At 67.9% G+C, this 13,587-nt stretch carries 13 protein-coding genes; 3 read left to right on the plus strand and 10 right to left on the minus strand.

Translation table 11 applies throughout. From position 1 onward, the window contains the following. Positions 1–4 precede the first annotated feature (4 nt). The 5 genes from trpD to ctaE all read right to left on the minus strand — a co-directional run bounded on the left by trpD (position 5) and on the right by ctaE (position 5,395). Positions 5–1,069: an anthranilate phosphoribosyltransferase gene (gene trpD, locus N8I87_RS11185; protein WP_263207887.1), complete on the minus strand. Its 1,065-nt coding sequence runs from the start codon at positions 1,067–1,069 to the stop codon at positions 5–7. A 137-nt stretch (positions 1,070–1,206) separates the two neighbouring features. Continuing rightward, complete coding sequence (gene qcrB / locus N8I87_RS11190) at positions 1,207–2,838, minus strand: cytochrome bc1 complex cytochrome b subunit (protein WP_263207889.1); 1,632 nt, start codon at positions 2,836–2,838, stop codon at positions 1,207–1,209. Beyond that, positions 2,835–3,893 (minus strand): cytochrome bc1 complex Rieske iron-sulfur subunit, encoded by a 1,059-nt coding sequence (gene qcrA / locus N8I87_RS11195; protein ID WP_263207891.1) that lies wholly within the window; start codon positions 3,891–3,893, stop codon positions 2,835–2,837. Before qcrA ends, qcrB begins: the two co-directional genes overlap by 4 nt. Then, positions 3,890–4,702, minus strand: a complete 813-nt coding sequence (qcrC, locus tag N8I87_RS11200) for a cytochrome bc1 complex diheme cytochrome c subunit (protein WP_263207893.1) — start codon at positions 4,700–4,702, stop codon at positions 3,890–3,892. Before qcrC ends, qcrA begins: the two co-directional genes overlap by 4 nt. Before the next feature lie 81 nt (positions 4,703–4,783). Continuing rightward, positions 4,784–5,395 (minus strand): aa3-type cytochrome oxidase subunit III, encoded by a 612-nt coding sequence (gene ctaE, locus N8I87_RS11205; protein WP_263207895.1) that lies wholly within the window; start codon positions 5,393–5,395, stop codon positions 4,784–4,786. Between the two features lie 198 nt (positions 5,396–5,593). On the opposite strand from ctaE, the gene N8I87_RS11210 reads away from it, so the two are divergent. Beyond that, positions 5,594–5,995 (plus strand): response regulator, encoded by a 402-nt coding sequence (locus N8I87_RS11210; RefSeq protein ID WP_263207898.1) that lies wholly within the window; start codon positions 5,594–5,596, stop codon positions 5,993–5,995. A gap of 24 nt (positions 5,996–6,019) precedes the next feature. Here N8I87_RS11210 and N8I87_RS11215 read toward each other — a convergent pair whose 3' ends face one another. The 4 genes from N8I87_RS11215 to ctaC all read right to left on the minus strand — a co-directional run bounded on the left by N8I87_RS11215 (position 6,020) and on the right by ctaC (position 10,532). Next, entirely contained in the window at positions 6,020–7,285 is a 1,266-nt protein-coding gene (locus tag N8I87_RS11215; protein WP_263207900.1) for a L,D-transpeptidase, read from the minus strand. 159 nt (positions 7,286–7,444) lie between these two features. After that, positions 7,445–7,843: a cytochrome c oxidase subunit 4 gene (locus tag N8I87_RS11220; RefSeq protein WP_263207902.1), complete on the minus strand. Its 399-nt coding sequence runs from the start codon at positions 7,841–7,843 to the stop codon at positions 7,445–7,447. Next, a complete protein-coding gene (gene ctaD, locus N8I87_RS11225) occupies positions 7,840–9,576 on the minus strand; it encodes an aa3-type cytochrome oxidase subunit I (protein WP_263207903.1) in 1,737 nt (578 codons plus the stop codon). Before ctaD ends, N8I87_RS11220 begins: the two co-directional genes overlap by 4 nt. Continuing rightward, positions 9,573–10,532 carry an aa3-type cytochrome oxidase subunit II gene (ctaC, locus tag N8I87_RS11230; protein ID WP_263207905.1) on the minus strand — a complete coding sequence of 320 codons (960 nt, stop codon included), beginning with the start codon at positions 10,530–10,532 and terminating at the stop codon, positions 9,573–9,575. Before ctaC ends, ctaD begins: the two co-directional genes overlap by 4 nt. A 303-nt stretch (positions 10,533–10,835) precedes the next feature. Here ctaC and N8I87_RS11235 point away from each other — a divergent pair, with 303 nt between their 5' ends. Next, positions 10,836–12,212 (plus strand): cysteine desulfurase/sulfurtransferase TusA family protein, encoded by a 1,377-nt coding sequence (locus N8I87_RS11235; protein WP_263207906.1) that lies wholly within the window; start codon positions 10,836–10,838, stop codon positions 12,210–12,212. On the opposite strand, the gene N8I87_RS11240 is transcribed toward N8I87_RS11235, so the two are convergent. Then, the gene (locus N8I87_RS11240; protein WP_263207908.1) at positions 12,213–13,187 is read right to left on the minus strand and encodes a carbohydrate kinase family protein; all 975 of its coding nucleotides are present in this window, start codon (positions 13,185–13,187) and stop codon (positions 12,213–12,215) included. Positions 13,188–13,337: 150 nt separating this feature from the next. On the opposite strand from N8I87_RS11240, the gene N8I87_RS11245 reads away from it, so the two are divergent. Further along, positions 13,338–13,547, plus strand: coding sequence for a hypothetical protein (locus N8I87_RS11245; RefSeq protein ID WP_263207910.1), 210 nt, complete (start codon positions 13,338–13,340; stop codon positions 13,545–13,547). Positions 13,548–13,587 lie beyond the last annotated feature (40 nt).

Raw genomic sequence — 13,587 nt, forward strand, 5'->3', positions numbered from 1 at the left:
CATGTCACGCGTTGCTGGCGGCCACCCACCGTTCGAGCACCCGCTTGGCCGAGCCCGAGTCGATCGACTCCGCGGCCTTGGCCATTCCGGCGCCGAGCTGCTCGGCGAGGGTGCCGGGGCCCGGATCGAGGGCCACCAGGGCCGCCGCCGAATTCAGCAGCACGGCGTCCCGTACGGGCCCCTTCTCGCCGTCCAGCAGCCGCCGGGCGACCTCCGCGTTGTACGACGGGTCCCCGCCCCGCAGCGCCTCCACCGGCACCAGCTCGATGCCGACGTCCCGCGGGTCGAAGCTCTCCTCGGTGACCTTGCCGTCCCGGACGACCCAGACGCGGGAGGTGGACGTCGTGGTCAGCTCGTCGAGCCCGTCGTCGCCGCGGAACACCAGGGAGGAGTTGCCTCGCTCTGCCAGGACGCCCGCGATCATCGGCGCCAGCCGGGGGTCCGCGACGCCGACCGCCTGGGATCGGACCTTGGCCGGATTTGTCAGCGGGCCGAGAGCGTTGAAGACCGTGCGGATGCCCAACTGGCTGCGGGCCGCGGCGACATGGCGCAGCGCCGGGTGGAACTTCACGGCGAAGCAGAAGGTGATGCCCGCCTCCTCCGCGACCTCGGCGACCCGCTGGGGCGTCAGGTCGAGGTTGACGCCGAGCTTCTCCAGGACGTCGGAGGAGCCGGACGCCGACGAGGCGGCCCGGTTGCCGTGCTTGACGACCTTGGCGCCGGTGCCGGCCACCACCAGCGCGGACATCGTGGAGATGTTCACCGTCTTCGCGCCGTCACCGCCCGTGCCGACGATGTCGACCGTGCGGCCGGACACCTCGATCACCTTGGCGTGCTCGTACATCGCGCGGACGACGCCCGTGATCTCCTCGACGGTCTCGCCCTTGGCCCGCAGGGCCACCACGAAGCCGGCGATCTGGGCGTCGGTCGCCTCGCCGCGCATGATCCGGTCCATCGCCCAGGCCGTCGCGTCGGCGCTCTGGTCACGTCCGTCCAGCAGGGCGTTCAGCACCTCGGGCCAGGAACGGCCCGCCGCGGTGTCGCCTCCAGCGGGGGTCACAGCGCTCATAAGCCGCTCCTGGGTGAGGTCCCGGATTCCGGGACACGAGTCTCAACGAGGTCCACCCTATCCAGCCGCCGGGCATGGCGAGGGGCCCCGTCCGAACACCGGACGGGGCCCCTGCCGTGGCGTGGCGTGCGCAGCGATCAGTGGTGGCCGTGGCCGCTCGTGATCTCCTTGTACTCCTCGACGGTGGCCTTCGGGATCTGGGAGTCCTCGCCGTAGAGCGCGTCGCTGAGCTTGGCGCGCAGCTTCTGCGTGCCCGGCACCTTGCGCTCGACACCGTTCTCGTCGACCGTCGGGCCGATCGCGGCCGGCGCGTACTGCTCGTGCGCCGTGAGGGTGTGCAGCTGCTCCTGGCTGAGCGGCTCGTGGATCTCGATGAACTCACCGTGCGGCAGGCGCTTGATGATGCCGGTCTCGCGACCGTGCAGCACCTTCTCCCTGTCCCGGCGCTGCAGGCCGAGGCAGATCCGCTTGGTGACGATGAACGCGATGACCGGTCCGACGATGAAGAAGATCCGGACGAACCAGGTAACGGCGTTGATCGACAGGCTGAAGTGCGTGGCCCACAGGTCGTTGCCACCACCGACCAGCGTGATCATGTACATCGTGACCCAGGCGACACCCAGAGCGGTACGGGTCGGGTGGTTGCGCGGACGGTCCAGGATGTGGTGCTCGCGCTTGTCACCGGTGATCCAGGACTCGATGAACGGGTAGGCCGCCATCGCCGCCAGGACCACACCGAAGAGCACCAGCGGGATGAACACGCCCAGGACGAGCGTGTGACCCCAGAAGTTGATCTCCCAGCCGGGCATGAAGCGGATCAGGCCCTCGGCGAAGCCCATGTACCAGTCGGGCTGGGCGCCGGTGGACACCTGGTCCGGACGGTAGGGGCCCATGGCCCAGATCGGGTTGATCTGCGCGACGGCCGCGATGGCCGCGATGACACCGAAGACCAGGAAGAAGAAGCCTCCGGCCTTCGCCATGTACACCGGCAGCAGCGGCATGCCGACGACGTTCTTCTCGGACTTTCCGGGGCCCGCGAACTGCGTGTGCTTGTGGTAGAAGACCAGGATCAGGTGGCCGACCACCAGGCCGAGCATGATGCCCGGCAGCAGCAGGATGTGGATCGAGTAGAACCGGGCCACGAAGTCGTGGCCGGGGAACTGACCGCCGAAGAGGAAGAACGAGATGTACGTGCCGACGATCGGCATGGACAGGATCGCGCCCTCGGTGAAGCGGACACCGGTGCCGGAGAGCAGGTCGTCCGGGAGCGAGTAACCGGTGAAGCCGGTGAACATGCCCAGGACGAACAGCAGGAAGCCGAACAGCCAGTTGATCTCACGCGGCTTGCGGAACGCGCCGGTGAAGAACACGCGCATCATGTGCACGAACATGCCGGCGAGGAAGATCAGCGCGGCCCAGTGGTGGATCTGCCGGATCAGCAGACCACCGCGCACGTCGAAGGAGATGTGCAGGGTCGAGTTGAACGCCTCGGACATCAGCTGGCCCTGCAGCGGGACGTAGCTGCCGTGGTACTCCACCTCGTTCATCGACGGGTGGAAGAACAGCGTCAGATACACACCCGTGAGGATGATGATGATGAAGCTGTACAGGCACACTTCGCCCAACATGAACGACCAGTGGTCGGGGAAGATCTTGCGCATGTTGGACTTGGCCAGGGAGTAGATCCCGAGCCGGCCGTCGGCCCAGTCGGCGACGCGCTCGCCGGCGGGCGCCTTGCCGCGTCGCTCGTTGTTCTCGTTGGTGCTCATCCGCGCTCCCAGAATGCAGGACCGACGGGCACTTCGAAGTCGCCGAGCGCCTCGAGGTAGCCCTCGTCGTTCACGCCGATGCGGAGCTGCGGCAGGGCGTGACCGGCGGGGCCGAAGATCACCCGGGCACCGTCGGAGAGGTCGAAGGTGGACTGGTGGCAGGGGCACAGCACGTGGTGCGTCTGCTGCTCGTACAGCGAGATCGGGCAACCGACGTGGGTGCAGATCTTCGAGTACGCCACGATGCCCTCGTGCGACCACTCGAGCTCGCGCTTGTCCTTGATGTTGGCCGGCTGGAGCCGGACGATCATCAGGGCCGCCTTGGCGATCTCGTTCTGGAACTCCTCGTCGGTCTCCTCCAGGCCCTCGGGCTTGGCGAAGGTCAGCGAGCCGACGGCGACGTCCTCGGGACGCAGCGGCTCGTTGGTGTTCATGTTGACGAGCAGCTTGCCCTTGGCCCACAGGGTGTGCCGGAGCGAGGTCCCGGGCAGCGGGCCGAGGTCACGCAACAGCATGAGGCCGGAGAGCGGCACCAGGGCGAGCGCACCGAACATCGTGGTGCGGATCAGCCCGCGGCGGCCGATCGCCGACTCCTTGGCACCCTGCTTGAAGTCGGCGATGACCTTCGCCTTGACCTCCGGCGGCGCCGCGATCGCGTGACGCTCGTCGGCGATCTCCACGTCGGACATCAGGGTGCGGGCCCAGTGGACCGCGCCCGCGCCGATGCAGAACAGCGCCGTGCCGAGGGTCAGGCCCAGCGCGAAGTTCAGCGCGCTGAGGTGGCCGATCGGGAAGACGAAGATCGACTTGTCGTGCGGGATCGCCACGTACGAGGCGATGAAGCCGACGGTGGCGAGCATCGAGACCGTGAACAGCAGGGCGACGACGCGCTCGGACCGCTTGGCGGCCCGCTCGTCGATGTCCTGGATCCGGTGCTCGTGGGGCGGCAGGCCCGGGTCCGCGAACGGGTCCTTCTCGTCCGCGATGCTCACCGCGCCGTGCGCGGTCTCCTGCTCAGCGGGCAGGTTCTCTTCTGGAATGTCTTGGCTACTCATGACTTCTTGGCCTTTGCGGTCCGAGCGGCGACCCAGACGGCGACCGCGATCAGTGCGCCGAGACCGAAGATCCACGCGAACAGGCCCTCGGTGACCGGCCCGAGGCCGCCCAGTTCGAGACCGCCGGGGTTCTCCGTCTTGTCGCTGTCGACCGCGTTCAGGTACGCGATGATGTCCTTCTTGTTCTTCTCCGACAGGGTCGTGTCGGGGAAGGACGGCATGTTCTGCGGGCCGGTGAGCATGGCCTCGTACATGTGCTTCGGGTCGACGCCCTCAAGTGTCGGCGCGTACTTGCCCTCGGTCAGCGCACCGCCCTTGCCGGTGAAGTTGTGGCACTGCGCGCAGTTGGTGCGGAACAGTTCGCCGCCCTTGGAGATGTCCGCGCCTTCGGGGCTGTACTGCTCGCCCGTCGGCACCTGCGGACCGGCACCCAGCGAGGCGACGTACGCCGCGAGCAGGTCGATCTGGGCCTGCGTGTAGACGGGCTTCTTGCGCGGGGCCTGGGCGCCCTGGGAGGTGGCGGCGGGCATACGGCCGGTGCCGACCTGGAAGTCGACGGCCGCGGCGCCGACGCCCACCAGGCTCGGGCCGTCGGAGGAGCCCTGGCCACCGGTGCCGTGGCAGCTGGCGCAGCCGACCGAGTAGAGCTTCTTGCCCTGCTCGATGGTCAGGGACTGGGCGGTTTCATCGGCCTGCGCCTTGCTCGCGGGCGCGAACGCGGAGTACAGCCCCCCCGTGGCCGCCAGCGCGAGGAGTAGGACGACGACCGCCGCCAACGGATGGCGTCGTCGTGCGGAGAGCTTTTTCACGGATTACCCCGGTGTCAGGATCTTCTGCGTCGATGCTTCTGGGATGAGCGTTTCGAGAAACGCGTGCGGGAACGGCCCCGGCTACTTGATCATGTAGATCGTGGCGAAGAGGCCGATCCAGACGACATCGACGAAGTGCCAGTAGTAGGACACGACGATGGCCGCGGTCGCCTGTTCGTGCGTGAACCTCTTGGCCGCGTAGGTGCGGCCGAGGACGAACAGGAAGGCGATGAGGCCGCCCGTCACGTGCATGCCGTGGAAGCCGGTGGTCAGGTAGAACACCGAGCCGTACGGGTCGGAGGAGAGCGAGAGCCCGTCCTTCCGCACCAGCTCGGTGTACTCGTAGATCTGACCGCCGATGAAGATCGCACCCATGATGAAGGTGACGATGAACCAGGCCCGGAGCTTCTTCACGTCACCGCGCTCGGCGGCGAAGACGCCCATCTGGCAGGTGAAGGAAGAGAGCACCAGGATCGTGGTGTTCGTCGCCGAGAACGGGAAGTTCAAGGCCTCGGCCATGCGCTTCCAGTGCTCGGGACCGGTCACCGATCGAAGGGTGAAGTACATCGCGAAGAGGGCCGCGAAGAACATCAGCTCGGAACTCAGCCAGATGATGGTTCCGACGCTGGTGAGGTTCGGCCGATTGACCGACGGGTGCGCGTGCCCGGTATCTACTGTCGTTGCTGTCGCCACGCCGACATTATGTCGGTCGCTTATCCCGCCCTCACTCCGGGGGGTGCCGTTCGGAGTGTCCGTACCGTGTGTACTGCCCGGATGGCCCATCCACCGGTCTTTCGAAGTCCTGTCCGACCCAGTGTTGACATGGTGTCGGAAGGGGTAGCATCCGGCCCATCGGTCCTGTCCGTACGACGCTGACGTCTCGGAGGAACAATGCAGCCGACCGCCACGGTGCTGGTCTACAGCGACGACTCCAACACCCGCGCGCAGGTGCGGCTCGCCACCGGCCGCAGGCCGGCTCCCGACGTCCCTGTGGTGGAGTTCGTGGAATGCGCGACTCCCGCGGCCGTTCTGACGGAGCTGGGCAAGGGTGGCATCGACGTCTGTGTGCTGGACGGCGAGGCCGTGCCCATGGGGGGCATGGGCCTGTGCCGCCAGATCAAGGACGAGGTGTTCAACTGCCCGCCGGTGCTCCTGCTGATCGGCCGCCCCCAGGACGCCTGGCTGGCCACCTGGAGCCGCGCCGACGCGGCTGTGACGCTCCCTGTGGAGCCGGTGGAGTTCGCGGCGGCCCTGGCGTCCCTGCTGCGGCAGAAGAAGCTCCAGAGCGTCTAGGAGCCCTCCAGCACCCCAGGGCGGTCATACCGCCGTCGGCCGGAGGCGGTCCGCGTCCTGGGGTTTCGGGGTGTCCTGCTTGCCGTTGGTCAGGGCGCTGCCCGTGCGCCACTTGGTCCAGTCGAGGTTCCAGTCGCCGAAGCCGTTGCCGAACGGCTCCATCTCGTGCCCGTTGGAGTTGACGACCTTGACCAGGTCGCCGGGGTGGAACGTGTCGAAGAACCACTCGGCGTTGCTGGTGTTCATACCGGTGCAGCCGTGGCTGACGTTCGCGGACCCCTGTGAGCCCACCGACCAGGGTGCCGCGTGCACGTACTCGCCCGACCAGGTGACGCGGGTCGCGTAGTACACCGACAGGTCGTAGGAGTCGGAACTGTTCTCGGAGATGCCGACGGTGGTGCCGCGCATGCGTACGAGGTACTGCTTCTCCAGCACCACCTTGACGCCGTTGCGGGTCTCGAAACCGGGCTTTCCGGTGGTCACCGGGATCGTCTTGATCAGCGCGTCGTTCTTGTAGACCGAGATGGAGTGCGCCGACGCGTCCGTGACGGCAAGGATCTTGTCGCCCGTGGTGAGCGTGAGCGGCTTGGCCTTGCCGCCCCACAGCCGGTCGCCGATCTTCACGCCCTCCAGGTTGCTGTGCACCACGATGGTCGCGTGGGCGGGCCAGTAGTCCTTGGGGCGGAAGTGCAGTTGCTTGTCGTTCACCCAGTACCAGGTGCCGTCCGCGGCGGGCGTGGAGTCCACCCTGAGGGCGCGCTCGACGACGGCCCGCTGGGCCTTGTCCTTGATGGGCTGGCTGAGGTCGGCCGTGACGGGCTGCCCGACGCCGTACTGGCCCGCCTTGGGCCCGAAGGTGACGTCCAGGGTCTTCTTGCTGGTGGGCTTGCTGGTGTCGAAGGTGAGGACCTTGCGGCCGGGCGCCCCGTCCTCGTCCTCGGTGCTGACCCGCACCGTGTAGTGGGCGTTCGCGGCCAGCGGGGCGGTGCTGTGCCAGCGGCTGCCGTCGGCGGCCAGTTCGCCCGCCACATAGCGTCCCGTCGAGTCGGTGGCCGTGACGTCCGTGATGCGTCCCTCACCGTCCTCCGCGGTGACCTCCAGCGGCTTGTCCGGGTCGACCTTCTTCCCCGCCCCGGTGGGGGTGTTGAGGGAGATCTGGTCCGCCGCGTCGTACGGCTCGGCCGCCAGCGGGTTTTCGTCCGAACCACACGCGGTGGCGCCGACGCCCAGGGCGGTCACCAGCAGCGTGCAGCCGACGACGACGGTGCGGGTGCGCGGAGAGGTTCTCATGGACCTCACGCTAAGAAGCTTCACCGGCCGCGGCGCGGTGGGTGAGGCCGAACGGGGGACGGCCACGGGGCGCCCCCGAACCGCAAAAGACGGAGCCCGGACCTCCTGACGGAGTGTCCGGGCTCCCCTGTCGGCGCGGCGCCGAGGCCCCTGGCGGTACTACTGGGTGCGGTTCTCACCGTGGTAGTACTCGAAGACCCAGCCGAACAGGCCGATAAGGATGATCGGCGCCGAGAAGTACAGCAGCCACCAGCCGACCGCGACACCGAGGAAGGCCAACGCGCCACCGATGCCGAGGGCGAGCGGCTGCCAGCTGTGCGGGCTGAAGAAGCCCAGCTCGCCCGCGTCGTCCGCGACGTCGGCCTCCTTGTTGTCCTGGGCACCCGCGTCGACCCGCCGGGCGGTGAAGCCCAGGTAGAAGCCGACCATGATGCTCAGGCCGAAGGCCAGGAAGAGCGCCGTGGTACCGGCCGGCTCCTTCGACCACACGCCATAGACGACCGCCATGGCGAGGAAGAAGACGCTCAGCCAGATGAACAACCGGCCCTGGATCTTCACTTGCCGGCCTCCTTGCTGCCCGCGATGGCGCTGGTGCCATGACCGGCGAGCTCCAGCTGCTCCATGGCGGCGATCTCCGGGTGGTGCAGGTCGAACGCCGGGGATTCACTGCGGATCCGCGGCAGGGTGACGAAGTTGTGCCGCGGCGGCGGGCAGGAGGTCGCCCACTCCAGCGAACGGCCGTAGCCCCACGGGTCGTCGACGCCGACCGGCTTGCCGTACTTCGCCGTCTTCCAGATGTTGTAGAGGAACGGCAGGATCGACAGGCCGAGCAGGAAGGAGCTGATCGTCGAGACCGTGTTCAGGGCGGTGAACCCGTCGGCCGCGAGGTAGTCGGCGTAGCGGCGCGGCATGCCCTCGACGCCCAGCCAGTGCTGGACCAGGAACGTGCCGTGGAAGCCGATGAACAGCGTCCAGAAGGTGATCTTGCCGAGACGCTCGTCGAGCATCTTGCCGGTGAACTTGGGCCACCAGAAGTGGAAGCCGGAGAACATGGCGAAGACGACCGTACCGAAGACCACGTAGTGGAAGTGCGCCACCACGAAGTACGAGTCCGAGACATGGAAGTCCATCGGCGGCGAGGCCAGGATGACACCGGTCAGACCACCGAACGTGAAGGTGATCAGGAAGCCGGTCGCCCAGAGCATCGGTGTCTCGAACGACAACGAGCCCTTCCACATGGTGCCGATCCAGTTGAAGAACTTCACACCGGTCGGGACCGCGATCAGGAAGGTCATGAAGGAGAAGAACGGCAGCAGCACACCGCCGGTGACATACATGTGGTGGGCCCACACGGTCACGGACAGACCGGCGATCGCGATGGTCGCCGCGATCAGGCCCATGTAGCCGAACATCGGCTTGCGGGCGAAGACCGGGATGACCTCGGAGATGATGCCGAAGAACGGCAGCGCGATGATGTACACCTCTGGATGGCCGAAGAACCAGAAGAGGTGTTGCCACAACAAGGCTCCGCCGTTGGCGGAATCAAACACATGGGCACCGAATTTACGGTCCGCCTCCAGGGCGAACAGCGCCGCGGCCAGCACCGGGAACACGATCAGGACCAGCAGCGCGGTCAGCAGCACGTTCCACACGAAGATCGGCATGCGGAACATCGTCATGCCCGGGGCTCGCATGCAGATGATCGTGGTGATGAAGTTGACCGCGCCGAGGATGGTGCCGAAGCCGGAGAAGGCCAGACCCATGATCCACATGTCGGCGCCGATGCCCGGCGAGCGGACCGCGTCCGACAGCGGCGAGTAGGCGAACCAGCCGAAGTCGGCCGCGCCCTCGGGGGTGAGGAAGCCACCGACCGCGATCGTCGAGCCGAACAGGTACAGCCAGTAGGCGAACATGTTCAGGCGGGGGAAGGCGACGTCGGGGGCACCGATCTGGAGCGGCATGATCCAGTTCGTGAAGCCGGCGAACAGCGGCGTCGCGAACATCAGCAGCATGACCGTGCCGTGCATCGTGAACGCCTGGTTGAACTGCTCGTTCGACATGAACTGCAGTCCCGGACGGGCCAGCTCGGCACGCATGAGCAGTGCCATCACGCCGCCGATCAGGAAGAACGCGAACGACGTGACGAGGTACATCGTGCCGATCGTCTTGTGGTCGGTGGTCGTCAGCCACTTCACCACGACGTTGCCGGGCTGCTTGCGCCTGACCGGCAGCTCGTTCTCGTACGAGTCTTCAGCTGCCGCGGCACCCTGGGGTTCGTTGAGGATGCTCACAGGTTGTTCGTCTCCCGGTTCTTCTCGTGCGGCGTCTGCGCGATGCCGGCGGGAACGTAACCGGTCTGCCCCTTCTTGGCGAGGTCCTTGAGGTGCTGCTCGTAACGCTCAGGAGAGACGATCTTCACGTTGAACAGCATCCGGGAGTGGTCGACGCCGCAGAGCTCGGCGCACTTGCCGAGGTACGTGCCCTCCTGGCTGGGAACCACCTGGAAGGCGTTGGTGTGGCCCGGGATCACGTCCTGCTTCATCAGGAACGGCACCACCCAGAAGGAGTGGATGACGTCACGCGAGGTGAGGACGAAACGGACCGTCTTGCCCTTGGGGAGCCAGAGGGTCGGGCCGGGGTTGCCGGTCTGCGGGTTCTTCGTGCCGGGCGTACCGACATCGTAGACACCGCCGGCGTTCGCCGGGAAGTCCTTCTTGAACCGGTCCGGAATGGCGGCCAGTTCCGGGGACGTCTTGGCGTTTCCGGTGGAACCGGGTACGTCCGCGATGTAGTTGAAGCCCCAGCTCCACTGGAATCCGACCACGTTGACCGTGACGTCGGGCTTCTTGGAGATGTCCAGGAGCTTCGTCTCGTCCCGGGCCGTGAAGTAGAACAGGACCGAGATGATGATGATCGGGACCACCGTGTACAGGGCCTCGATCGGCATGTTGTACCGGGTCTGCGGAGGTACCTCGACCTTGGTGCGGCTGCGCCTGTGGAAGATGGTCGCCCAGAGGATCAGGCCCCACACCAGCACGCCGACGGCGAGCGCGGCAGCCCAGGAGCCCTGCCACAGGGAGAGGATGCGCGGAGCCTCTTCCGTGACCGGGGTGGGCATACCAAGGCGGGGGAAGTCCTTGTATGTGCAACCGGTAGCGGTCGCCAGGACCAGGCCCGCGGTCATTGCCTGCAGCAGCTTCCGCCGCATCGGGCGCCGCGGCGAGCGGTCGGAGCCGTTGGGACTCACGTAGCGCCTTCCCGAGAGTCTCGCCCGCGCGGTTGGCTGCGGCCTTCTCGCTGGTCGGTCGCCGTCCCGCGTCGGGCAGGGGTTTGATGTTTATGCGGACCAAACCCTAGCCGACGCCCTCCGGGGGTTCGAGGGGAGGGTGCCATACGCGCTGCGGGTCACCCGAAAGCGCCCAGTAGCTCGGGGGTTCGGGTGGTTTGGCGGGTGCGGGATCGTCTCGGCTGGTCGCGCCCACGCGGCGGAGCCGCACATAGGCACAGTCCCGCGCCCCTTCGTACCTGCCGCAAGCTTTAACGTTGCTGTATGTCCTATTTCGATGCCGCCTCTGCCGCTCCTCTTCATCCTGTTGCCCGTCAGGCGTTGTTGGCCTCCCTCGACGAGGGGTGGGCCGATCCCGCTCGGTTGTACAGGGAAGGACGCAGGGCCAGGCTGCTGCTGGACGCCGCTCGGGAGGCGGCTGCCGAGGCCGTGGGGTGCCGGGGTGATGAGCTGGTGTTCACCTCGTCCGGTACACGTGCCGTGCATACGGGAGTCGCGGGTGCGCTGGCCGGGCGTCGGCGGGTCGGACGTCACCTGATCGTGTCAGCGGTCGAACACTCCTCGGTGCTCCATTCGGCAGAGGCGTTCGAGGCGGACGGCGGGACGGTGACCCGGGTGCCGGTGCTGCGTTCGGGCGCGGTGAGCGTCGAGTCGTACGAGAAGGAGCTGCGGCCCGACACCGCGCTGGCCTGTCTGCAGTCGGCCAACCACGAGGTGGGCACCGAGCAGCCGGTCGCGGCGGTGGCCGAGGCGTGCCGGGCGGCCGGGGTACCGCTGCTGGTGGACGCGGCCCAGTCGCTGGGCTGGGGGCGGGTGGAGGGCGACTGGTCGCTGCTCGCGGCGAGCGCCCACAAGTGGGGCGGGCCCTCCGGGGTCGGGCTGCTCGTCGTGCGCAAGGGAGTGCGGTTCGCCTCCCAAGGGCCCGTGGACGAGCGGGAGTCGGGGCGTGCCGCCGGGTTCGAGAACATCCCCGCCGTCGTGGCCGCGGCCGCCTCGCTGCGGGCGGTACGGGCGGATGCGGCCGCCGAGGCGGTACGGCTGCGGGAGCTGACGGAGCGGATCCGGGCACGGGTACCGCAGTTGGTGCCGGACGTGGAGGTGGTCGGCGATCCGGAGCACCGGCTGCCCGGCATCGTCACCTTCTCCTGTCTCTATGTCGACGGAGAGGCCCTGCTGCACGAGTTGGACCGGGAGGGTTTCTCCGTATCGTCCGGATCGTCCTGCACGAGCAGCACACTGACCCCGAGCCATGTACTGAAGGCGATGGGGGTGCTGAGCGAGGGGAACGTGCGGGTGTCGCTGCCGCCGGGGACGGCCGAGGAGGACGTCGAGCGGTTCCTCGGGGTGCTCGCGGGGGCTGTGGCCGGGGTGCGGGAGAAGCTGGGAGCGCCGGCTCCGGCGACCGTGGTGCGGGCCGATGAACTGGTGGTGGACGCCCTCGGCAAGCGCTGCCCGATCCCGGTGATCGAGCTGGCCAAGGTCATCGGGGACGTGCCGGTGGGCGGCACGGTGCGGGTCCTGTCGGACGACGAGGCGGCCCGGCTGGACATTCCCGCGTGGTGCGAGATGCGGGGGCAGGAGTACGTGGGTGAGGAGCCGGCGGACCAGGGGTCGGCGTACGTGGTCCGCCGGGTGTCCTGATCAGGCCAGGTGCGCCCGGACCTCGGCGGCGGCGTCATGGCCGTACGCCTTGGTGAAGCGGTCCATGAAGTGGGCGCGGCGCAGCTGGTACTCCTGGGTGCCGACCGTCTCGATGACGAGGGTGGCGAGCATGCAGCCGACCTGGGCGGCGCGCTCCAGGGAGACGCCCCAGGCGAGGCCGGAGAGGAAGCCGGCGCGGAAGGCGTCGCCGACACCGGTGGGGTCGGCCTTGCGCTCCTCCTCCGGGCAGCCGACCTCGATCGGGTCCTCGCCGGCCCGCTCGACGCGGACGCCGCGCGAGCCGAGGGTGGTGACACGGTGGCCGACCTTGCCGAGGATCTCCTCGTCGGTCCAGCCGGTCTTGGACTCGATGAGGCCCTTCTCGTACTCGTTGGAGAAGAGGTACGTCGCGCCGTCCAGCAGTATCCGGATCTCTTCGCCGTCCATGCGGGCGATCTGCTGGGAGAAGTCGGCGGCGAACGCGAGGGAACGGGAGCGGCACTCCTCCGTGTGCCGGAGCATCGCCTCCGGGTCGTCGGCGCCGATCAGGACCAGGTCGAGGCCGCCGACGCGGTCCGCGACGGTCTTCAGCTCGATGAGGCGGGCCTCGCTCATCGCGCCCGTGTAGAAGGAGCCGATCTGGTTGTGGTCCGCGTCGGTGGTGCACACGAAGCGGGCGGTGTGCAGGGTCTCGGAGATACGGACCGATTCGGTGTCGACACCGTGCCGCTCGAGCCAGGCGCGGTAGTCGTCGAAGTCGAAGCCCGCGGCGCCGACCAGGATCGGCCGCGAGCCGAGCTGTCCCATGCCGAAGGCGATGTTCGCGGCTACGCCGCCCCGGCGTACGTCCAGGTTGTCGACCAGGAAGGAGAGCGAGACCGTGTGCAGCTGGTCCGCGACGAACTGGTCGGCGAAGCGGCCGGGGAAGGTCATGAGGTGGTCGGTGGCGATGGAGCCGGTGACTGCGATGCGCACGGCGGGGACTCTCCTGGAGGGAGGCGGGTTGACAGTTCACGCTACCGGTTGACAGTTCACGCTACCGGGTTCGGGCGGGGCTCTGAAGTTGGCAAAACTACCCGATAGTAGATCTTTCTTCGCGCGGCTCGACGTGCTTACGGTTCCGCCATGACAAACCTGAAGGTCCACGCCCCCGCTCCGGCCGACCTCGACGGCGACCTTGCGTCGCTGCGCGGGGACTGTGCGCGGATGGCGCCCCACTGGGCCGCTCCGGAGCACATCGATGCCCGTCCGGTCTCCCCGTCACTCATCCACGGCGTGACCGTCCCGGTCAGGTCCGCCCGGCTGCTGGACGCTATGTCCGACTACGGCGACTGACTGGCGACCGAGTGAGGTACGCCCCCTGAGCCGCCCCGGC

Source organism: Streptomyces sp. HUAS 15-9 (assembly GCF_025642155.1).
In the GTDB taxonomy this organism is placed as follows: Bacteria; Actinomycetota; Actinomycetes; order Streptomycetales; family Streptomycetaceae; genus Streptomyces.

Excerpts from the sequence above, each read along its gene's own strand:
- trpD (WP_263207887.1), bottom strand. The coding sequence starts at position 1,069 with ATGAGCGCTGTGACCCCCGCTGGAGGCGACACCGCGGCGGGCCGTTCC.
- qcrB (WP_263207889.1), bottom strand. The coding sequence starts at position 2,838 with ATGAGCACCAACGAGAACAACGAGCGACGCGGCAAGGCGCCCGCCGGC.
- qcrA (WP_263207891.1), bottom strand. The coding sequence starts at position 3,893 with ATGAGTAGCCAAGACATTCCAGAAGAGAACCTGCCCGCTGAGCAGGAG.
- N8I87_RS11210 (WP_263207898.1), top strand. The coding sequence starts at position 5,594 with ATGCAGCCGACCGCCACGGTGCTGGTCTACAGCGACGACTCCAACACC.
- N8I87_RS11215 (WP_263207900.1), bottom strand. The coding sequence starts at position 7,285 with ATGAGAACCTCTCCGCGCACCCGCACCGTCGTCGTCGGCTGCACGCTG.
- N8I87_RS11235 (WP_263207906.1), top strand. The coding sequence starts at position 10,836 with ATGTCCTATTTCGATGCCGCCTCTGCCGCTCCTCTTCATCCTGTTGCC.
- N8I87_RS11245 (WP_263207910.1), top strand. The coding sequence starts at position 13,338 with ATGACAAACCTGAAGGTCCACGCCCCCGCTCCGGCCGACCTCGACGGC.